The sequence below is a fragment of the Nocardioides sp. NBC_00850 genome, from assembly GCF_045207335.1.
Classification (GTDB): Bacteria; Actinomycetota; Actinomycetes; order Propionibacteriales; family Nocardioidaceae; genus Nocardioides.
Genome location: NZ_CP108845.1, coordinates 5,239,714 through 5,260,235, shown reverse-complemented (window position 1 = coordinate 5,260,235; position 20,522 = coordinate 5,239,714). Strand labels below are relative to the sequence as shown.

The 20,522-nt window shown below is 70.3% G+C and carries 20 protein-coding genes; 13 read left to right on the top strand and 7 right to left on the bottom strand.

Annotated elements, in window-relative coordinates; translation table 11 throughout:
- Nucleotides 1-68 precede the first annotated feature (68 nt).
- Both OH802_RS25470 and OH802_RS25465 read right to left on the bottom strand, forming a co-directional pair.
- Nucleotides 69-902: an ABC transporter permease gene (locus tag OH802_RS25470; protein WP_406023199.1), complete on the bottom strand. Its 834-nt coding sequence runs from the start codon at nucleotides 900-902 to the stop codon at nucleotides 69-71.
- Nucleotides 899-1,834, bottom strand: coding sequence for an ABC transporter ATP-binding protein (locus OH802_RS25465; protein WP_406023198.1), 936 nt, complete (start codon nucleotides 1,832-1,834; stop codon nucleotides 899-901). Before OH802_RS25465 ends, OH802_RS25470 begins: the two co-directional genes overlap by 4 nt.
- Nucleotides 1,835-1,982: 148 nt before the next feature.
- Here OH802_RS25465 and OH802_RS25460 point away from each other — a divergent pair, with 148 nt between their 5' ends.
- From OH802_RS25460 to efeB, 4 genes are all read left to right on the top strand, one after another.
- Nucleotides 1,983-2,678: a DsbA family oxidoreductase gene (locus tag OH802_RS25460; protein WP_406023197.1), complete on the top strand. Its 696-nt coding sequence runs from the start codon at nucleotides 1,983-1,985 to the stop codon at nucleotides 2,676-2,678.
- A gap of 83 nt (nucleotides 2,679-2,761) precedes the next feature.
- A complete protein-coding gene (gene efeU, locus OH802_RS25455) occupies nucleotides 2,762-4,306 on the top strand; it encodes an iron uptake transporter permease EfeU (protein WP_406023196.1) in 1,545 nt (514 codons plus the stop codon).
- On the top strand, nucleotides 4,296-5,501 hold the full coding sequence (gene efeO, locus OH802_RS25450; protein WP_406023195.1) for an iron uptake system protein EfeO: 1,206 nt from the start codon (nucleotides 4,296-4,298) through the stop codon (nucleotides 5,499-5,501). The genes efeU and efeO overlap by 11 nt, the downstream gene beginning before the upstream one ends.
- A complete protein-coding gene (gene efeB / locus OH802_RS25445) occupies nucleotides 5,501-6,751 on the top strand; it encodes an iron uptake transporter deferrochelatase/peroxidase subunit (protein WP_406023194.1) in 1,251 nt (416 codons plus the stop codon). The genes efeO and efeB overlap by 1 nt, the downstream gene beginning before the upstream one ends.
- Nucleotides 6,752-6,858: 107 nt before the next feature.
- Here the strand turns inward: efeB and OH802_RS25440 are convergent, their stop codons facing one another.
- A complete protein-coding gene (locus OH802_RS25440) occupies nucleotides 6,859-7,428 on the bottom strand; it encodes a class I SAM-dependent methyltransferase (protein WP_355230689.1) in 570 nt (189 codons plus the stop codon).
- Between the two features lie 265 nt (nucleotides 7,429-7,693).
- Between OH802_RS25440 and OH802_RS25435 the strand changes: the two genes are divergently transcribed.
- The 8 genes from OH802_RS25435 to OH802_RS25400 all read left to right on the top strand — a co-directional run bounded on the left by OH802_RS25435 (nucleotide 7,694) and on the right by OH802_RS25400 (nucleotide 16,701).
- Nucleotides 7,694-7,864: a hypothetical protein gene (locus OH802_RS25435; protein ID WP_355230687.1), complete on the top strand. Its 171-nt coding sequence runs from the start codon at nucleotides 7,694-7,696 to the stop codon at nucleotides 7,862-7,864.
- A gap of 9 nt (nucleotides 7,865-7,873) precedes the next feature.
- Nucleotides 7,874-8,959 (top strand): 3-isopropylmalate dehydrogenase, encoded by a 1,086-nt coding sequence (locus tag OH802_RS25430; RefSeq protein ID WP_406023193.1) that lies wholly within the window; start codon nucleotides 7,874-7,876, stop codon nucleotides 8,957-8,959.
- A 119-nt stretch (nucleotides 8,960-9,078) separates the two neighbouring features.
- Entirely contained in the window at nucleotides 9,079-10,158 is a 1,080-nt protein-coding gene (locus tag OH802_RS25425; RefSeq protein ID WP_406023192.1) for a branched-chain amino acid aminotransferase, read from the top strand.
- A gap of 167 nt (nucleotides 10,159-10,325) precedes the next feature.
- Entirely contained in the window at nucleotides 10,326-11,831 is a 1,506-nt protein-coding gene (locus tag OH802_RS25420) for a protein kinase domain-containing protein (protein WP_406023191.1), read from the top strand.
- Nucleotides 11,832-12,011: 180 nt separating this feature from the next.
- Complete coding sequence (gene cimA / locus OH802_RS25415; protein WP_406023190.1) at nucleotides 12,012-13,622, top strand: citramalate synthase; 1,611 nt, start codon at nucleotides 12,012-12,014, stop codon at nucleotides 13,620-13,622.
- Nucleotides 13,623-13,686: 64 nt separating this feature from the next.
- The gene (locus OH802_RS25410) at nucleotides 13,687-14,226 is read left to right on the top strand and encodes an NADPH-dependent FMN reductase (protein ID WP_406023189.1); all 540 of its coding nucleotides are present in this window, start codon (nucleotides 13,687-13,689) and stop codon (nucleotides 14,224-14,226) included.
- A 99-nt stretch (nucleotides 14,227-14,325) separates the two neighbouring features.
- Entirely contained in the window at nucleotides 14,326-15,285 is a 960-nt protein-coding gene (locus OH802_RS25405) for a GNAT family N-acetyltransferase (RefSeq protein WP_406023188.1), read from the top strand.
- A gap of 9 nt (nucleotides 15,286-15,294) precedes the next feature.
- A complete protein-coding gene (locus OH802_RS25400) occupies nucleotides 15,295-16,701 on the top strand; it encodes an amidase (RefSeq protein WP_406023187.1) in 1,407 nt (468 codons plus the stop codon).
- A gap of 121 nt (nucleotides 16,702-16,822) precedes the next feature.
- Here the strand turns inward: OH802_RS25400 and OH802_RS25395 are convergent, their stop codons facing one another.
- The 3 genes from OH802_RS25395 to OH802_RS25385 form a co-directional block, all read right to left on the bottom strand.
- Nucleotides 16,823-17,425, bottom strand: a complete 603-nt coding sequence (locus OH802_RS25395; RefSeq protein ID WP_406023186.1) for an energy-coupling factor transporter transmembrane component T family protein — start codon at nucleotides 17,423-17,425, stop codon at nucleotides 16,823-16,825.
- 79 nt (nucleotides 17,426-17,504) lie between these two features.
- Nucleotides 17,505-18,194, bottom strand: coding sequence for an energy-coupling factor ABC transporter ATP-binding protein (locus OH802_RS25390; protein WP_406023185.1), 690 nt, complete (start codon nucleotides 18,192-18,194; stop codon nucleotides 17,505-17,507).
- Nucleotides 18,191-18,802 carry a biotin transporter BioY gene (locus OH802_RS25385; protein WP_406023184.1) on the bottom strand — a complete coding sequence of 204 codons (612 nt, stop codon included), beginning with the start codon at nucleotides 18,800-18,802 and terminating at the stop codon, nucleotides 18,191-18,193. Before OH802_RS25385 ends, OH802_RS25390 begins: the two co-directional genes overlap by 4 nt.
- A gap of 111 nt (nucleotides 18,803-18,913) precedes the next feature.
- On the opposite strand from OH802_RS25385, the gene OH802_RS25380 reads away from it, so the two are divergent.
- Nucleotides 18,914-19,483, top strand: a complete 570-nt coding sequence (locus tag OH802_RS25380) for a TetR/AcrR family transcriptional regulator C-terminal domain-containing protein (protein WP_355232483.1) — start codon at nucleotides 18,914-18,916, stop codon at nucleotides 19,481-19,483.
- On the opposite strand, the gene OH802_RS25375 is transcribed toward OH802_RS25380, so the two are convergent.
- Nucleotides 19,469-20,506: a DUF2330 domain-containing protein gene (locus OH802_RS25375; RefSeq protein WP_406023183.1), complete on the bottom strand. Its 1,038-nt coding sequence runs from the start codon at nucleotides 20,504-20,506 to the stop codon at nucleotides 19,469-19,471. The genes OH802_RS25380 and OH802_RS25375 overlap by 15 nt on opposite strands.
- Nucleotides 20,507-20,522: the final 16 nt, after the last annotated feature.

The following is a 20,522-nucleotide window of genomic DNA, read 5'->3' as shown; positions in this document are numbered from 1 at the left end:
GCCGAGTCGGCGCGTTCCAACGCGCCGACTCGGCTGGATTTGTGGTCAGTTTGCGCCGACTCGGCGGGTTACTTGACCTCGGACTTGAGGACCAGGCGGAGGCCTACGAGCATCGGGACCACCAGCCAGATCACGCTGGTGACGCCGAGCTGGGCCCACATCTTGTCGGTCATCTCGGTGTAGAGGCCCATGGTGGCCCAGTTGAGGTCGAGCCAATTGCCGTGCTCGGCCCACCAGGTGTTGGTCGAGGCGAGCGCCGATGAGACACCGGGCAGGACGAGGGCGTAGACGAAGTACGCCACGATGGCGGCCGGCGAGCTGCGGAACAGCGTGCCGAGCATGAAGCCCATGAACATGCCGATCTCGCTGGCCAGGGTCACCTGGGCGAGCTCGGTGAACGAGATGTTCCACACCGGGTCGAGGTCCATGACGGCTGCCACGCCGAGGTAGCCGAGCGCCCCGACGGCCGCGGCGACCGCGATGGCGACGACGCCGACCACGGCGGTGACCAGGGCCTTCGCGGCGATGACGCGGCCGCGGCCGGGCACCAGGGTGAAGGTGGTCAGTGCGCTGCGGGCACTCCATTCGCTGGTGACCGCTAGCACCGCGATCATCGGCAGGACCACCGACATCGGCATGCCCCAGGCGCTGGCGAAGCCCTCGTAGTCGAGGTTGTCGGCGTCGACGAAGATGATCGTCACCGCGGTCGCGGCCAGCGAGAGCACGACCAGGCTGGCCATCAGCCAGAACCCCGAGCGGGTGTCGAACATCTTGCGCAGCTCGACGCCGGCGATCCGGCCGAAGGGGATCGGGGCGGGCACGGCCCGCTCGCGGCGGCGTACCGCCTCGGGGTTGCGTCCGGCCGGCGTGGCCGGCTCAGGGGCGAGGGTCGTGGTGGTCATGCTGCCTTCCCTTTCGATGAATCCAGCCCTTCGGGGGTCTGGAGGTGGTCGCGCTGGGTCTCGGCGGTGAGCTGGAGGAACATCTCCTCCAGGCCGGCGCCGTCGGCGGCGCGGAGCTCGGTCAGCACGAGCCCGGTGTCGAAGGCGATCTGGCCGACGGTGGTGAGGTCGGCGTCGCTGAGGACGGCCCCCTCGGTGGTGATCTCGGCGGTGTGGCCGGCCCGCTGGAGGGCCCGGCCGAGTGAGGTGGGATCACTGGAACGGGCGTACGTCTCGCCGCTGGTGAGCAGCTCCTGCTTGGTGCCCTGCGCCACGATCCGGCCGTTGCCGATCACCACGATGTCGTCGGCGATCACCTCGATCTCGTGCAGCAGGTGCGAGGAGAGCAGCACGGTGCCGCCGTCGTCGGCGAAGCCACGCAGCAGGTCGCGCATCCAGCGGATGCCGGCCGGGTCGAGGCCGTTGGCCGGCTCGTCGAGGATGAGCACCTCGGGGTCGCCGATCAGGGCCGTCGCGATGCCGAGCCGCTGCCGCATCCCGAGGGAGTAGTTGCGTACGCGACGACCGGCCTCCTCCTCGGTCAGGCTCACCCGGTCGAGGGTCTCGGCGACGCTGGACTTCGGCAGCCCCATGGTGCGGGCGGCCAGGGTGAGGATCTCGCGGCCGGTGCGGCCGCCGTGCTGGGCGGAGGCATCCAGCAGCACTCCGACCTCGCGACCGGGGTTGGGCAGTTGGGAGAAGTGGCGGCCCAGCAGGTGGGCGCTGCCGGAGGACGGATCGGTGAGTCCGACCAGGATGCGCATGGTCGTGGACTTACCGGCGCCGTTGGGGCCGAGGAAGCCGGTCACCCGACCGGGCTCGGCGGTGAAGGTCACGTTGTCGACGGCCGTGAACCTGCCGTACCTCTTGGAGAGGGCATCGATCTGGATCATGCTCCGAGCCTGGTGCCAGGCGGCCCTCCGGCGCGTCGGGCAGATCCCTGGCGGGTGCCTGGACCTTCCCCTGATCTCCCCTGAGACCGTCTCGGGGTAGATCAGTCCGCTGTGGAATGTTTCGTACGGGACGAAACGTTCTCAGGGCATGCGTATTGATGTCTGGTCCGACGTTGTCTGTCCCTGGTGCTACATCGGCAAGCGCCACCTCGAGGAAGCCCTGGAGCGCTTCGAGCACAGCGACGACGTCGAGATCGTCTACCACTCCTTCGAGCTCGACCCCAGCGCGCCGCAGGTGCCCGTCGAGACCACGGTCGAGGCCCTGGCGAAGAAGTTCGGCGCCTCCGTCGACCAGGCCCGCGAGATGATGAAGCAGGCCAACGTGCCCGCGGCCGCGGCCGGGCTCGAGTTCCGTCACGAGGACACCCCGCACGCGCGGACCATCGACGCCCACCGACTGCTCCACCTGGCCAAGGCCGAGGGCAAGCAGGCCGTGCTCAAGGAGGAGCTACTCGCCGCGTACTTCACCCGCGGTGAGTCGATGGGCGACCACGCCGTCCTGAAGCAGGCCGCGGTGAACGTCGGCCTCGACGCCGCCCGGGTGGACGAGGTCCTCGCGGGCGACGAGTTCGCCGGCGACGTGCAGGCCGACATCGACCAGGCCCGCGCCTACGGCGCGACCGGGGTGCCGTTCTACGTCGTGGAGGGGAAGTACGGCGTCTCCGGTGCCCAGCCGACCGACCTGTTCAGCCAGCTCCTTGAGAAGGTGCACGCCGAGACCAAGCCGGCGCTGACCATCGTCGGCGACGGCGACGCCTGCGGTCCCGACGGCTGCGCGATCTGAGCCGCCGGCCCGAGACGCGCGCCAGGGCAAAGTTCTGGTCCCCGGCCTACAAGGTGAGCCTTACCTAAGGCTACGCTGCGGGAATGCTGCCAACATTCGTCATCGGCCTGCGCGAGGGGCTCGAGGCTGCGCTGATCGTGTCGATCATCGCCACCTTCCTGCGCCGCAACGGCGCGCCGCTGCGCGGACTGTGGGTGGGCGTCGGCGCCGGCATCGGACTGAGCATCGCCGTCGGCGTCGCCCTGCGGCTCCTCGAGCAGGCGCTGCCGCAGCGGCAGCAGGAGATGCTCGAGTGCGTGATCGGCGTGATCGCCATCGTCTTCGTGACCGGGATGATCCGCTGGATGCACGCCCACGCCCGCACGCTGAAGGGAGACCTCGAGCAGGCGGCCGCCGCGGCGCTGGGCGCGGGCACGATGACCGCGATGGCGCTGATGGGCTTCCTGGCGGTGCTGCGCGAGGGCTTCGAGACCTCGGTCTTCCTGCTCGCCACGATCCAGAACGCCACCAGCGCGCCCGCCGCGATCCTCGGCGCGCTGCTCGGCCTGGCCATCGCCGTCGGGCTCGGCTGGGGGATCTACGCCGGCGGGCTGCGGCTCAACCTGAAGATGTTCTTCCAGGTCACCGGCGTGTTCCTGGTCTTCGTCGCGGCCGGCCTGGTGATGTTCGCGCTGCGCACCGGACACGAGGCGGGCTGGGTGACCGTCGGTCAGGGTCCCACCGTCGACCTGTCCTGGCTCATCCCGAACGGCTCGGTCCGCTCGGCGGTGATCACCGGCATCCTCGGTGTCCCCGCCGATCCGCGGGTGATCGAGGTGCTCGGCTGGCTCGCCTACCTGGTGCCGATGCTCGCGATGCTGCTCCTGCCCACCCGCCTGCGCCCGGGCACAGCGCTCGCGCGACGGCTGCGGATCGGCGGCGCGGCCGTCGCCGTGGCCGGCGCTGCCGCGCTCTTCGTCCTCGTGCCGCTGCCGAGCGTCGAGGTGCCCCGCCAAGCGCCGCTGGCCGACGGACGTACGGCGGTGCTGGCCGTCGCCGGCGACGGCGCGACGCTGACCGCGGGCGAGGAGAAGATCGAGCTCGCCGACCCCACCGATCACACCGGTAACGCCGACACCGCCTGGCACGGGGAGGGCTCCGGCGATCTGCCGGCCACCCTCACCGCGCAGGACCTGCTGACCTACACCGGCAACAGGGTCCCGGTCGGGCTCAACCTCACCACCGCCCCGGGCCCCTACGAGGCTCGGTGGACCGACACCACCCGCCACACGGTGCTGAGCCGTGACGAGGGGCTGGTCGACGTACGCACCACCGGCAAGCTCCTGCTCACGATCGAAGGCGGCGGCCTGACCTCGCCGCGCACGTTCACCGTCGACGGCGCCGCGCTGCAGGTCGAGGAGACCTACGCGAAGGACCTGTCCGCGACGATCGCCGGCGCGGACCATGCCGCCCACGACCGGCTGCTGTGGAAGCACTGGGTGCCGATCGCCCTCATCGTCCTCGCCGGGCTGCTGCTGTGGCAGTCCCGGCGCAGTCCCGGCCGCGCCACCGAACCGCGCGCCGTCAACGACCCCGGCCGCGAAGGCAGCCAGGAGTCAACAGTGGAAGGAACCACCCATGTCGCGTAAGGCGATCTCTGTTGCAGCACTCACCGCGCTGTGCCTGACCGGGCTGGCCGCCTGTGGCAGCGACACCGACGACTCGGCCGCCCCGAAGAAGAAGGGCGCCAGCCAGGTCGAGGTGAAGCTGGTCAGCGGCTCCGACGGTGACGTCTGCGAGCTCGACACCGACACAGCCGCGGCCGGACCGGTGACCTTCACGGTCACCAACGAGTCGGCGGCCGGAGTCACCGAGGTCGAGCTGATGGACGGTCAGAAGATCCTCGGTGAGAAGGAGAACCTCGCCCCGGGCCTTCCTGGAGCCTCCTTCACGCTCACCCTCGGTGGTGGCGACTACGAGATCTACTGCCCCGGCGCCTCCGAGGAGCGAGTTCCCTTCGAGGTCACCGGTGAGGCCGCGGCCGAGCCGACGGGCGACGCCGCCGAGCTGCTCGCCACCGGCGCCGAGGACTACACCACCTACGTACGCACCCAGATCGACGCCATGGTCGTCGGGGTCCAGGAGCTGCAGAAGGCCGTCGAATCCGGTGACGTCGCCGCCGCGCAGCAGGCCTACGCCGACGCCCGCCCGTTCTACGAGAAGATCGAGTCCGACGTCGAGGGCTTCGTGATGGAGGGCTTCGACCCGACCGACAACAAGGGCAACCTCGACTACCTGATCGACATGCGCGCCTCCAACCTCGACGAGGCGGTCGGCTGGAGCGGCTTCCACGCCGTCGAGCGCGACCTGTTCGAGGCGAAGAAGATCACCGAGCAGACCAAGAAGTACGCCGCCGACCTGGTCACCAACGTCACCAAGCTCGCCGAGGTGGGCAAGAGCCTGGAGTTCAAGCCCGAGGACCTCGCCAACGGGGCCGCCGCGCTGCTCGAGGAGGTCCAGTCGGGCAAGATCACCGGCGAGGAGGAGGCCTACAGCCACATCGATCTCGTCGACTTCGCCAACAACGTCGAGGGCGCCCAGCAGGCCTACGCCGCCCTCCGTCCGGGTCTGGAGAAGATCGACGCCGAGCTGGTCAAGACCATCGACGCGCGGTTCACCGCGGTCACCGACGACCTCGAGGGCTACAAGGATCCCGAGGCCCTGGGCGGCTACCAGGCCTACACCGCGGAGCTGAAGGCCTCCGACGGCAAGAAGCTCTCCGCGACCGTGCAGTCGCTCCAGGACGTGCTCGGGCGCCTGGCCGAGAAGGCAGCGACGGCCTGATGGCCACCGAAGGCAAGGGCCTCTCCCGGCGCCGGCTCATCGCCGGCGCCGGGGGCGGCGCCGCGGCCGGAGCGGCGGCCGGCTTCCTCGGCGGCCGCGCCGTCTCACCCGCCGAGGCGGCGGCCTCCGACGGGCTCGACCTCTCCAAGGCGTACGACTTCTACACCGGCGACCACCAGGTCGGCATCGCCACGCCGCCGCAGCGGCACCTGGTCTTCATGTCCCTCGACGTCGTCGAAGGCACCACGGCCGAACAGCTGAAGGTGCTCTTCGCGCGCTGGTCGGCGGCCATGGCGACGATGATGAAGGGCAACCCGGTCGGGTCCGTCGAGCCCTCGCGGAGCAACGGGGTGCCGCAGGACACGGGGGAGGCGTACGACCTCTCGCCGGCCTCGCTGACCGTCACCCTCGGTCTCGGGCCCGGGCTCTTCGACGACCGCTTCGGGTTGGCCGGACGTGGCCCGAAGCTGCTCGCCGAGATCCCGCGGCTGCCCTCCGACGAGCTCAAGCCCGAGCTGTGCGGCGGCGACCTGGCGCTGCAGGCCTGCGCCGACGATCCGCAGGTGGCCTACCACGCGATCCGCGACCTGGTCCGGATCGGGCGAGGCCTGGTCACCACCCGCTGGACCGTCCTCGGCTTCGGTCGCGCCTCGGCCGGCAAGGGGCAGAAGACGCCGCGCAACCTGATGGGGCTCAAGGACGGCACCCGCAACATCAAGACCGACGACGAGCTCGACGAGTTCGTCTGGGTCACCGATCCTGACGAGCCCGCATGGATGCAGGGCGGCAGCTACCTGGTCACCCGCAAGATCAACATGGACATCGAGGTCTGGGACGGCACGACCATCGACACCCAGCACCTCACCATCGGCCGGGACAAGGCCGAGGGTGCGCCGCTGAGCGGGAAGAAGGAGTTCGACACCCCGGACTTCAAGGCCGTACGCGACGGGGAGCCCGTCATCGACCCGACCTCCCACGTCGCCCTGGCGGCCTCGGAGAACAACGGGGGAGCGAAGATGCTGCGCCGCGGCTACAACTTCACCGATGGGCTCAACTCGCTGGGCCAGCTCGACGCCGGCCTCTTCTTCATCGCCTTCCAGAAGGACCCCGCGATCTTCGTCGACCTGCAGCGCAAGCTCGGACGCGTCGACCTGCTCAACGAGTACATCGCCCACGTCGGGTCGGCGATCTTCGCCGTCCCGCGCGCGCCGAAGACGGGTCACTACCTGGCCGAGGAGCTCTTCGGCTGAGGGTGTCCTCCGTCAAGGGATGCAGCCGAAGGCGCACATCCCGTGTGGAACTCCGCATGGGATGTGCGCCTTGACCTGCATACCTTGATGAAGGAACGCGCAGCCGGTCAGCGCTTGGTGGCGAGCAGGACGCTGGTGTCGGCGGCGACCATGACCTCGACGGTGGTGAAGCGCTCGTCGGTGAGCCAGGACTCGCGCAGGCTGTCGACGCGGCCGTAGACGATCGGCGGCCACAGGTCGGTGGGGATGAGGTCGTCGATGACGACGATGCCGCCCTCCTCGACGAGGTCGGAGAGCTGGTCGGGGGAGACCCCGCCGGGGGTCTCGGCGTCGAGGAAGAGCAGCGCGAACGGGCCTCGGTCGCGCAGGATGCCCCAGTCGGCGGCGATGACCTCGACCTGCGCGTCGTCGGCGAAGATCTCGGCGGCCTCCTTGGCGAGGTGCTCGTCGAGCTCGGCGGAGACGATGTGGGCCGCCTCGCCGCGTACGCCGCTTCGCAGCCAGGCGGTGCCGACGCCGCACCCGGTGCCGAACTCCGCCATCGTGCCGCTCCGGGTGGCCGCCAGAGTCGCCAGCAGCCGCCCGGTCTCGTTGCGACAGAACGACACATAGCCCGCGCGGCGGGAGACATCGAAGGCGCGGGTCACGATGTCGGGAAGCTCTGGGGGTGCACTCACAGGGCCAGTCTTCCCGATATCGCGTGTGAGCGCGCGCACGGGTGTCTCGAATGGCGGACCATTCGTCCAGATCTGCTCTCTCGAGGCGTCTGCCGGGTTAACGTCGGATCACCATGCGGAGCATTTTTCTCGTACTCGAGTGCCGCGACGGGGCCCGGCGGTAACGACCGCAGGAGAAGCCACCTCGTCGCGGTGGCTTCCGTCTTCTAAAGACCCCGGCTTCTCTCCCACACCCTCTGTTTCCCGAAGTGTGAAGGAAGAAGTCATGTACGCGATGTATCCGGAGAGCCCCGCCGATCACAACAAGTGGGGCCGCGAGTGGGGCCCGGCGAGCCACGACCCCGACAACCCGCACAGCGTCGAGAACACCATCGCTGCGGTGCAGCAGGCGCTCGACCTGCGGGACAACGGCGGCCAGCTGCCCGACGACAACTAGTCTCGCCGTATGTCTACGACCAACCTCGCAGTGATCCCCGGCGACGGCATCGGACCGGAGGTGACCGCCGAGGCGCTGAAGGTGCTCGAGATCGCCTCTCCGGTGAAGTTCGAGCAGACCCGCTACGACCTCGGCGCCGAGCGCTATCTCGCCACCGGTGAGGTGCTCCCCGAGTCCGTTCTCGCCGAGATCAAGGAGCAGGACGCGATCCTGCTCGGCGCGATCGGCGGCAAGCCGAACGACCCGAACCTGCCTCCCGGAATCCTGGAGCGCGGGCTGCTGCTCAAGCTCCGTTTCGAGCTCGACCACTACGTCAACCTGCGCCCGTCGCGACTCTTCCCGGGGGCGACCTCCCCGCTGTCGCCGGCCGTGCTCGACAAGGGCGAGATCGACTTCGTCGTGGTGCGCGAGGGCACCGAGGGGCTCTACGTCGGCAACGGTGGCGCGATGCGGGTCGGAACCCCGCACGAGGTCGCCACCGAGACCTCGATCAACACCGCCTACGGCGTGGAGCGGGTCGTACGCGACGCCTTCGCCCGTGCCCAGGCGCGCCCGCGCAAGAAGCTGACCCTGGTCCACAAGACCAACGTGCTCGTCAACGCCGGCTCGCTGTGGTGGCGGATCACTCAGCAGGTCGCCGAGGAGTTCCCCGACGTCACCGTGGACTACCTCCACATCGACGCGGTGATGATCTTCCTCGCCACCGACCCGGCCCGCTTCGACGTGATCGTCACCGACAACATCTTCGGCGACATCATCACCGACCTCGCCGCTGCGATCACCGGCGGCATCGGCCTGGCCGCCTCCGGCAACATCAACTCCTCCCGGGAGTTCCCCTCGATGTTCGAGCCGGTCCACGGCTCCGCCCCCGACATCGCCGGCCAGCAGAAGGCGGACCCCACCGCGGCCATCCTGTCCGGGGCCCTTCTGCTCGAGCACCTCGGTCACCCCGAGGCTGCCGCCACCATCGACGCCGCCGTGCTCGCCGACCTCTCCGAGCGCGGTTCCGCTGCATCGAACGCCTCTGGCTCCGCTTCGGCAGGACGTACGACCTCCGAGGTCGGCGACGCGATCGCCGCCCGCGTAGCCAGCTAGACGCTCAACCCACGAAGGGCCGGGCGCAGGAGAATCTGCGCCCGGCCCTTCGTCTGCCCCCATCACTTACCCCGCCCGCATTAGCACAGCACCCGAAGAACAGGACTAATCTCATGGTCATGGAGATCAGCACCACATTGTCGACCCAACCGGCCACCGACAAGCAGCTCGCGGAGGTCCTGGCGAACCCAGGCTTCGGCAACCATTTCACCGATCACATGCTCACCGTCGAGTGGACGCCCGAACAGGGCTGGCACAACGGTCGCATCGAGGCGTACGCACCGCTCAGCCTGGACCCGTCGGCAGCCGTGCTGCACTACGCCCAGGAGATCTTCGAGGGGATGAAGGCCTACCGGCACGCCGATGGCTCGATCTGGTCGTTCCGGCCCGAGGCCAACGCCGCCCGGATGGCCCGCTCAAGCGAGCGGCTCGCGCTGCCCGTCCTCGAGATCGAGGACTTCGTGCAGACCGTCTTCGACCTGGTCAAGGTCGACCAGCGCTGGGTGCCCGAGGCCTCGGAGAGCGATGAGAAGAGCCTCTACCTGCGGCCCTTCATGTTCGCCTCGGAGTCGTTCCTCGGCGTGCGCCCGGCCCAGCACGTGACCTACATGGTCATCGCCTCGCCCGCCGGCTCCTACTTCAAGGGCGGCGTGAAGCCGGTGCGGATCTGGCTCACCGAGGACTACACCCGTGCCGGCCGCGGCGGCATGGGCGCGGCCAAGACCGGCGGCAACTACGCCTCCTCCCTGGTCGCCCAGGCCGAGGCCTCGGCCAACGGCTGCGACCAGGTGGTGTTCCTGGACGCGCAGGAGGGCAAGTACGTCGAGGAGCTCGGCGGCATGAACCTCTACTTCGTCCACGCCGACGGCCGGATCGTCACCCCCGAGACCGGCACCATCCTGGAGGGCATCACCCGCGCCTCCATCATCGAGCTCGCGGGCAAGCTCGGCTACACCGTCGATGAGCGCAAGTTCGCCATCGACGAGTGGAAGGCCGGCGTCGAGTCCGGCGAGATCACCGAGGTCTTCGCCTGCGGCACCGCCGCCGTCGTCACGCCCGTCGGTGAGCTCGTCTACAACGGCGGCTCGATCGCCTCCGCCGGCGACGGCGAGGTCTGGAAGACCATCCGCAAGCAGCTCGTCGACATCCAGTTCGGTCGGGCCGAGGACACCTTCGGCTGGATGCGCAAGATCGTCTAGCCGAGACGTCGGCCGCGTCGGCCGAGAGGTCACGTACGCAGGTCGAGGCGTCACTCCCGCGAATCCATATGGCAGATCGGTGCCATGTCGGCCGACGGGAGAGACGTCTCGGCCGACGTACCTGACGCGTCGGCGGGGTGTCGGCCGCGGCGGATAAGGTTTGTCTCGTGACGACAGCCCCTCGCCGTCTGCCGGCGACCCAACGGGACACCGTTGGTGACTACGACCTGCTCTCTCTGCTGGGGCAGGGCGGGATGGGACGGGTCCATCTGGCCAGCCACCGCACGAGCGGTGAGCGGGTGGCGCTGAAGGTGCTGCGTACCCAGTTCGTGGGGGACGAGGAGGGCCGCCATCGGCTCGCGCGCGAGGTCTCCTCGCTGCAGCGGGTGCGGAGCAGGTGGGTGGCCGGCGTGGTCGGCGCCGACCCGTGGGGTGAGGTGCCGTGGCTGGCGACCCGCTACGTCCCGGGGCCGACGCTGCACGACAAGATCGTCAACGAGGGCGTGCTCTCGCGCGAGGAGGTCGAGCAGCTGGCCAGCGACCTGGCCGAGGGCATCGCCGACTGCCATGCCGTCGGCGTCCTCCACCGCGACATCAAGCCCGCCAACATCATCATGGAAGGGCGTACGCCGATCCTGATCGACTTCGGGCTCGCCCGCGTGGCCGACGACCCGAAGATCACCGTGACCGGCCTGCTGATCGGCACCCCCGGCTACCTGCCGCCCGAGATCGCCGTCGGCGACCCGGCGACTCCGGCGTCGGACGTGCACTCGTGGGCCTCTGTGGTGGCGTACGCAGCGACCGGCCGCCCGCCCTTCGGCGAGGGCAACTCGATGAAGCTGATGGACCGCGCCCGGCGCGGTGAGCACGACCTCGATGGGGTGCCGGAGCCGCTGCGCGGGCTGCTCGGCCAGGCGCTCTCACCCGACCCCGCGGACCGGCCGACGCTGGACGAGGTGCGCGAGTGGCTGCGTACGCCGCGCCGGCCGTTCGTGCACAGGCCGGTCGAGCAGCTCTCGCTGAGCGACCGGGCAGAGCGCGAGAAGGCCACCACCCCGGCTGCGCCGTTCATCCCTCCCAGCCAGCGCAAGCCGCGCCAGGACAGCGGTCTGGAGAAGCTGCGCCGCGGGGCCGTCTGGCTCGGCCTGCTCGCCTTCGCCGTCGGCCTGATCGCCGCGTTCCCGAGCATCGGCTTCTGGACCGTGCTCGGCGCGGCGTGGCTGATCCGCGCCGGCACGCTGGCGGCTGGCGACCTGCGCCGATGGCGGTGGTATCGCGGTCGCAAGTGGCATGACGCGCCCCGGCTGCTGATCGGCGCTCCCTGGCGACTGGTCCGTTCGCTCCCGAAGACGTTCGTCGTCGGGGTGTGGGGCTTCGGGTTCGTGGTGGCGGCGGTGCTGATCGGCTTCGCCCTGCAGCTCTCCCTCGAGGCGGCGCTGGGATTCGCCGGCCTGGCGTTCGTCGGCGCGCTGTGGACCGGCTCCGGCCGCGACCGGCTGCGGGACCCGGTGACCAAGGCGGTCCACCGGATCTCGGCGCGATGGGTGCCGTGGATCCTCGGGCTCGCCGTCGTGATCACCCTGGCGCTCTTCCCGATCCAGACCCTCGCCGACGAGGGCTCGCAGTTCTCCGGTGGCGACGAGCCGTGGTGGGTCGAGCTCCTCGGCTGGTGAGACGCCCGTCCCCCGGGATGAGATTTCGTGGCAGTATCAGGGCTATGACGACGTACGTCATCATCATTCGCTAGCGCGTCGAGCCTTGCCCGACGCGCCACCCTCTCGTTCCCGAGAGGGTTTTTTGTTGCCCAGCCCAGCCCAGCCCAGCCCAGCCCGAGGACCCGAGGACACAGAGCCATGGAATTCCACGTCTACGACACCACCCTGCGCGACGGTGCGCAGCAGGAGGGCCTGAACCTCAGCGTCGCCGACAAGCTCGCGATCGCCCGGCACCTCGACGGTCTGGGCGTCGGGTTCATCGAGGGCGGCTGGCCCGGTGCGAACCCGAAGGACACCGAGTTCTTCAAGCGGGCCGTCTCCGAGCTCGACCTCAAGCACGCGCGGCTGGCGGCGTTCGGGTCGACCCGCCGGGCCGGCGTGAGGGCTGCTGACGACCCCCAGGTCGCCGCGCTCCGCGACTCCGGGGCGTCGGTCGTCACCCTCGTCGCCAAGTCCCACGACCGCCACGTCGAGCTCGCGCTGCGCACCACGCTCGAGGAGAACCTCGCGATGATCCGCGACACGGTCTCCCACCTGCGCGAAGAGGGCCAGCAGGTCTTCCTCGACGCCGAGCACTTCTTCGACGGCTACCGGGCCAACCGCGACTACGCGCTGGAGGTCCTGAAGACCGCCTACGAGGCGGGTGCCGACGTGGTCGCGCTGTGCGACACCAACGGCGGGATGCTGCCGGGCTGGGTGGCCGACGTCGTCCACGACGTCCGCGGCGCCACCCAGGGGGCTGTCGGGATCCACTGTCACAACGACACCGGGTGCGCGGTCGCCAACTCGCTGGCCGCCGTGGACGCCGGCGCGATGCACGTCCAGGGCTGCATCAACGGCTATGGGGAGCGTACGGGCAACGCCGACCTCGTCTCCGTGGTCGCCAACCTGCAGCTGAAGCTGGGCCGCGAGGTGCTGCCGACGGGCCTGCTCGGCGAGGCGACCCGCGTCGCCCACGCCGTGGCCGAGGTGACCAACGTGCCGCCCGCGGGCCGGCAGCCCTACGTCGGTGCCTCCGCGTTCACCCACAAGGCCGGGCTGCACGCCTCCGCGATCAAGGTGGACCCCAACCTCTACCAGCACATGGACCCGGCTGGCGTCGGCAACGACATGCGGCTGCTGGTCTCGGACATGGCCGGGCGGGCCTCGATCGAGCTGAAGGGGCGCGAGCTCGGCTACGACCTGTCCGACGACCGCGACCTGGTGACCCGGGTGACCGAGCGGGTCAAGGAGGCCGAGCAGCGTGGCTACACCTTCGAGGCCGCCGACGCCTCCTTCGAGCTGCTCCTGATCGAGGAGGTCGATGGCGCCCGGCCGTCCTTCTTCGACGTCGAGTCCTGGCGGGTCATCTCCGAGGCTCGCGGTGGCGGCCCGGAGACCAGCTCGACCACCGAGGCGATCGTGAAGATCCACGCCGACGGCGTACGTCACGTCGAGACCGGCGAGGGCAACGGCCCGGTCAACGCGCTCGACCAGGCGCTGCGGGCCGCGATCACGCGTGCCTTCCCGGTGGTCGCCGACTTCGACCTGATCGACTTCAAGGTGCGGCTCTTCGACCAGGGCCACGGCACCGACGCGAGGACGCGGGTGCTGATCGAGACCTCCGACGGCTCGACGTCGTGGACGACGGTCGGGGTCGGATCCAACGTGATCGAGGCGTCCTGGGAGGCCCTGGTCGACGGGCTCACCTTCGGGCTGCGCCGGCATGTGGGCGAGACCACACCCCCGGAGGCCGCTGTCACGGAATGAATCCCCGGGACGCGGGCGTTCAACACTTCAACATTGAACTTTCCGCGTCCTACGAGGAGAACCCGTGACCGACACCCGTATCGCCGTACTCGTTGGCAGCCTGCGCGCCGACTCCATCAACCGCAAGCTCGCCGAGAAGCTGGTCGCCGAGGCGCCTGATGGTGTCGTCCTGGAGATCGTCGACGGGCTGGCGGACGTGCCGTTCTTCAACGAGGACCTCGAGGCCGACCCGGGCGAGGCCGTGACCCAGCTCCGCAAGGTGATCGACGAGGCCGACCGCGTCCTCATCGTGACCCCGGAGTACAACGGCACGATGCCCGCCGTCATCAACAACGCCATCGACTGGCTCTCGCGCCCCTACGCCGCCGGCGTGCTCAAGGGCAAGATCCTCTCGGTCGTCGGCGTCGCCCCGACCCCCTACGGTGCCAAGTGGTCCCACGCCGACGCCGCCCGCTCGGCCAGCATCGGCGGCGCCATCGTCGTCGAGGACGCCATCGTCTCCCAGCCGGTCCACGAGATCGACGTCTTCACCGACGCCGAGGCCCAGGCCCGCTTCCGCGAGGCCGTCGAGAAGCTCGCGGGCTTCCAGCCCGCCGCCGTCTGACCCCGATCCGGGTAGTGCAGCAGGGCAGGTCCGCGGGGGTGGCCTGCCCTGCTGTCATTATCGCGTGCGCGAAGGGCGATTCGGCCGTACGTTGCGGGCATGAGTGGACCCGTGAAGCAGCTCCGACTGGTGGTCGAGGCGAAGGACTACGAGCAGGCGGTGGCCTTCTACCGCGACACCCTCGGCCTGCCGGAGCAGGCCGCCTTCTCCGGCCCCGGTGAGGCTCATGTGACGATCCTCGACGCCGGCCTGGCCACGCTCGAGCTCGCCAACTCCGCCCAGCACGCCTACATCGACGAGGTCGAGGTCGGGCAGCCGGCGGCCGGCCACGTCCGGGTGGCGTTCGAGGTCGAGGACTCCGCCGCCGTCGCTTCCCGGCTCGTCGATGGCGGTGCCACCCTCGTCGCGCCACCTACCCGCACCCCGTGGGAGTCCCTCAACGCCCGTCTCGACGGGCCGGCGGGTCTGCACCTGAGTGTCTTCCAGGAGCTCGCCGAGCCCGCGCTGGCGCCGGACTACCCGGTCACCACCGAGCGGTTGGCGCTGCGCCCGATCGACGTCGAGCGCGACCTCGACGACCTGCACGCCTATCTCTCGCTCGAGGAGGTGTGCCGCTACATCCCGCCGCTTCCGCGTGACCGCGAGCAGCTGCGAAAGGCGTACGCACCCGAGAGGCGTCTCTCCGTCCTGCGCCGGGAGGGTGAGGTGCTCTGTCTCGCCGTCGAGCACGAGGGCCGCCTGATCGGCGACGTCGTGCTCTTCTGGCACAGCAAGGAGCAGCGGTCCGGCGAGATCGGCTATGCCTTCAACCCCGAGTTCAGTGGCCGCGGCTTCGCCACCGAGACCGCACGGGCGCTGCTGGGGCTGGCATTCGACGGGCTCGGCCTGCACCGGGTGACGGCCAGGGTCGACGAGCGCAACACCGCCTCGGCGCGGGTGATCGAGCGGCTCGGGATGCGGAAGGAAGCGGTCGAGCGCGATGCCGAGTGGTTCAAGGGTGCGTGGACGACACTGGTGCACTACGCGATGCTCGAGGACGAGTGGCGCTCTGGCCACTAGTCTGCAGGGGTGGCCGAGCTTCATGATCTGACCGCCCTGGAACAGGGAGAGCTGCTCCATCGATGCGAGGTCTCCCCGGGAGAGCTCGCCGAGCACTACCTCGACAGGATCGCCAGGCTCGACGATGTCGGCGCCTTCGTCACCGTGGCCGAGGAGCGGATCTCGACCTGCGCTCGTGAGCTCGTGGTCAAGCCGGTCGGTGCCTCACCGTTGTGGGGCGTACCCACCGCGATCAAGGACCTCAACCTCACCCGCGGGGTGCGTACGACCTTCGGGTCGGCTGCCTTCGCCTCGTTCGTCCCTGACGTCTCCGACAACGTCACCCTGTCCATCGAGGCGGCCGGGATGATCTCGCTCGGGAAGACCAACACCCCCGAGTTCGGCTCGCCCTGCTACACCGAGCCGGACGTGGCACCGCCCGCCGTCACCCCCTGGGACCGTACGCGGATCGCCGGCGGCTCCTCCGGAGGTGCTGCCGCGGCGGTCGCCGCCGGGCTGGTGCCGGTCGCGCAGGGCTCCGACGGCGGTGGCTCGATCCGGATCCCGGCCTCGTGCTGCGGGCTGGTCGGTCTGAAGCCGACCCGCGGGCGGATCTCCCCGTCGCCGATGTACGGCGACGCCGCCGGACTCGCCACCGCCGGTCCGATCGCCCGGTCGGTGCGGGACGCGGCGGCCTTCCTCGACGTGCTCGCGGGGCGACGTACGGGTGATCCCTTCTGGGCTCCCGAGGAGCCGTTGCCGTTCCTGGACGCGTGCGAGCGGCCGCCGGGACGGCTACGCATCGCCCGGTTCATCGAGCCGCTAATCGCCCCGACCGCGGTCGATGCCGAGTGCGTCGCCGCCTGGGAGAACGCCTCGTCGCTGCTGGAGTCGCTGGGCCACGAGATCGTCGACATCCCGCGGCCGCTGCCGGTCGAGGCGGTCGCGGTCTTCGAGACGGTCTGGGCGGTCGGGACCGCGATGGCGGTCGTGAACCTCGCCCCCGACCAGCGATCCCAGATCCGGCCTTTGACCCGCTGGCTCACCGAGCGGGGAGAGGCGTTCAGCGGCCCGGAGTTCGGGCTGGCGATCGCCGAGCTGCGCCGGTACGCCGCCATGGCGCTGGAGGCGCTGGCGCCCTACGACGCCGTCCTCACCCCGACCCTGGCCACCCCGCCGCCCCTGGTCGGCGCGATCCGTGACGACGCCGATCCCGCCGCCGACTTCCAGGCGCAGAAGGAGTTCACCCCGTGGACCTCCGCCTGGAACGTCACCGGCATGCCCGCCATCTCGCTGCCCCTCCACTGGACCCCGTCCGGTCTCCCGGTAGGCGTCATGCTCGCCGCTCGCCCCGCCGAGGAGCCCCTCCTGCTCTCCCTCTCCGCTCAGATCGAAGACGCCGCCCTCTGGGACCACCGTCTCCCGCCCGGCTGGTGATCGCCGAGGCGTCACCCGCGTCGGCCGAGGCGTCGCTTGGGTCGGCCGAGATGGCACTCGCATGCCAACTCGGCCGACGGCGGTGACTTCTCGGCCGACCGGGGTGACGCTTCGGCGGGGGTCAGTCGCCGAGGCCGCGGGCCTTGAGGGCGTCGCCGGTCTCATGGGCGCGAGCGACGACGCGGATGACGAAGGGGGAGAGGTACGCCCTGGGGTGCCGGATCCCGCGAGCGCGAGCCGCGTCGCGGGTCTCGAGGAGCAGGGCGATGCTCGCCGGGATGCTGGTGATGGCCAGGCCGATCACGAGCGCGACCCCGTCCGGGTCGACGCCGATCGGCTTCAACGGCGTGATGAGCCGGGTGAACAGGTCGAGCATCGCGTTGACCTCGGTGGTGGCGGTGAGGATGAGGCCACCGAGCGCGAGGGAGAGCAGGTCGACGCCGGCCTCGACCGCCCGCGGCCATCCGTGGGCGTAGCCCTGGAGCGCGGAGAGGACGAGCGCGATCAGGAGTACGCCGCGGGCCGCCCGCCCCACCTGCCGCATCGGCAGCCGGGCGATGAGCGTGACCACCACCGCGATCCCGAAGAGCACCCCGGTGGCGACAAGGCCGTGGAGCACCACGAGCAGGGTGCTGAACACCAGTAGCCCGAGCAGCTTCGCACCGGCGGGAGCCCGATGCAGGAGGCTGTCGCCGGGCAGATAGGCGCCGAGAAGGTAGCTCACGCGCCCACCCCCGTAGCGCAAGCGCCATCGTACGGACGTGGGCGCGTGATGGTTTGCTGGTTCGCTCGCATGCGCTCGCTCACGCGCTGACCGACTGGGTGTAGTGGGCGACGGCCTCGGGGGCCGGTCCGTCGAAGGTCACCGCCCCGTCGGCGACGACCAGCGCGCGGTCGCACCGCGCGGCGAGGTCGAGGTCGTGGGTGACCAGGACGAGCTGCTGCGAGAGCCCGAAGAGCGCGTCGGCGACCAGCCGGGTGTTGGCGAGGTCGAGCAGGGTGGTGGGCTCGTCGGCGACGACGATCGACGGCTCCGCGGCGAGCACCCCGGCCAGCGCGAGCAGCTGCCGCTGCCCGCCCGACAACGTGTGCACCGACTGCGTGGCCAGGCCCGCCAGCCCGAACCGCGCCAGAACCTCGAGAGCCCGAGCCCGCCGCTCCGAGGAGGAGCGCACCAGCCGCCGCAGCGACAGCTCGACGTCCTCGACGCAGGTCGGCATGACCAGCTGAGCGGCCGGGTCGGTGAAGCAGAAGCCGACCCGGCGGCGTACCTCCTTGCCCTTGCGGGCGACGTCGAGGCCGTCGACCAGGACGTGCCCCGAGGTCGTGGACACCAGGCCGTTCAGCAGCCGGGCCAGCGTCGACTTCCCGGAGCCGTTGCCGCCGATGATCGCGATCCGACGCTCGGTGAGCGTCAGCGAGGTGGGGGAGAGCAGCACCCGGCCGCCCTCGTCCTCGGGGAGAGCGACCGTGGCGGCATCGAGCTCGATCATCGGCGCAGGAGGTTCGGGAAGGCTCGGTGCACCTCGGCCGCGACGATCGCCACGAGCCCGGTCTTGACCAGGTCGCCGAACCAGAACGGCAGGTCCCACTTCCACACGGTGCTCAGCGGCTCGCCGGAGTAGATCATCATCCCCGCGATGCCGAGGGGGTGGACGATCAGGATCGAGCCGGCGATCGAGCACAGGAACACCACGACGGCCCGGGTGCGGGCGGTCCCGGCGACGTACTTCACCAGGAAGCCGACCAGCGCCGCCATCAGCGGGAACGAGATCAGGTAGCCGCCCGAGATCCCGGCGAACTTCGCGAAGCCCGAGGTGTGGTCGGCGTAGACCGGCAGCCCGATGCCGCCGAGCAGCAGGTAGAGGGCGACGGCCAGGAACCCGCGCACGGGACCGAGCAGTGCGCCCGAGAGCGCGACCGCGAAGGTCTGCAGCGTGATCGGCACGGCGGTTCCGGTCGGGATGTCGCCGACAAGCGTGGAGGCGCAGATCAGCCCGGTGAACGCGGCGATCAGGGCGATGTCGGTGGTCGTGAAGCGGGCCGGCTTCGACTCGTCGGCCTCCGGGGTCGACTCCGTGCTGGTGGGGGACTCGGTCATACTCGCTCCTGCGTACTCAGACCTGAACCTTGGTCAGGTGAACGGTGTTCAGGTTAAGGTCGACGTACGTCTTCGTCCACTTCGTCCCACCACCCGGCCCCTGGGAGCAACATGCGATACCGCCGTGAGGACGTCGTCGCCCGCGCGCTGCAGGTCCTCGACGACTACGGTCTCGCCGACCTGACGATGCGCCGGCTCGGCACCGAGCTCGGCGTACGCCCCAGCGCGCTCTACCACCACTTCGCCAACAAGCAGTCCCTGCTGGCCGCGGTGGCGGACGAGATCCTGCTCCGCGGCCGGCACGAGCCGTCGGGAGCCTGGGACGTACGTGTCACCGGCATCTGCACCGACCTGCGCGACTCGCTGCTGGCCTACCGCGACGGCGCCGAGGTCGTCGCCACCGTCTGGGCCTTCGGGTTGGGCGCGACCCAGCCCCACGACGACCTCGTCGCGGCGCTGAACGACGGCGGCCTCGGCGATCTCGCCCCCGTCGCCGCCCGCACCCTGCTCCACTTCGTCTACGGCCACGCCGTCGACGAGCAGACCCACCTCCAGGCCGCCGCCGCGGGCGCCATCGAGGACGACGTACGCGACACCGACGACTTCGTCACCGGCCTGGGCCTGATCGCCGCCGGCATCTCGATGGCCAAGGCCGTCCGGGAGGCCTCAGCCGACCGCTGAGGTCCGGCGCCTGCGCAGCAGCAGGACCGCCCCAGCCCCGACGACGAGGCCGAGCGCTCCGCTGAGCACGGCAACCCATGGTGAGAGGTTCCGCTCGGCGTCTCGTGCGGACTCGGTCGCGGCCGGCGCGAAGGTCTCCGCGATCTCCGGCTCCCGGGTGAGCTCGAGGTCGCTGGTGAGCGCCGCCGGGTCCTCGATCGAGAACGTCCACTTGGTCAGCCGGTTCTGGCCCCGCTCGACCAGGTTGTCGAGCACGTCGTCGTGGACCCCGTCCTCGACCAGCTCCACCGCGGCCTCGGGCTCCTCCGAGGTCGTCCAGGAGGCGAGCGGCGACCGGAACGCACGGTCGAGGGTGAAGACCGTGACCTCGCCGAGATCGTCGGCGACCGAGCTGAGCCGCATCGGGTAAACAAGGGTCGGGGTGTCGAAGGTGAGCACGATCGGGTCGGCGTACCCGTCGAACGGTTTGTCGCCGCGCATCTTGACCGCCGTGAACCGCCAGCCGTCCTCGAGATAGTCGGCGATGACCGGTTCGAGCTCCGGCCTGGCCGCATACCCGTTCGTACGCAGCCAGGCCGCCACCCCGCTCGCGTCCCCGCCCTCGATGACGGTCGCGACGACATCCTCGAGCACCGTCCGTGAGATGACGTCGGGAGCGGCTCCGGGCGGCGCCCCGGCTCCATCCTCGTCGAAGAGCGACCAGCTCTTCTCCGGCGGCGGGGTGGTGAGCCGTGCCAACTCGTCGAACCGCTCCGGGTCTCCCTGGGTGACGTCCGGGACGGTCGGCGTCGGCACCAGGACCGCGAGGTCGGGCGTCTCCGTGGTGATCCCGAGCAGCATCTCGAGCCGCTCTCGCTCGCCCTCCTCGGCCCAGCTCAGGAACGCGATCTCCTCCCCGGCCTCGACGGTGTGCCCCTCCGGGACGTACGCCGCCCCACAAGCGCACGCACGCGCGGAACCGGGGACCAGCAGCAGGCCGGCGATGACAGCGACCAACGCGATGCGAATCGCTCCACGAGACATGGCGGACAACCTATCG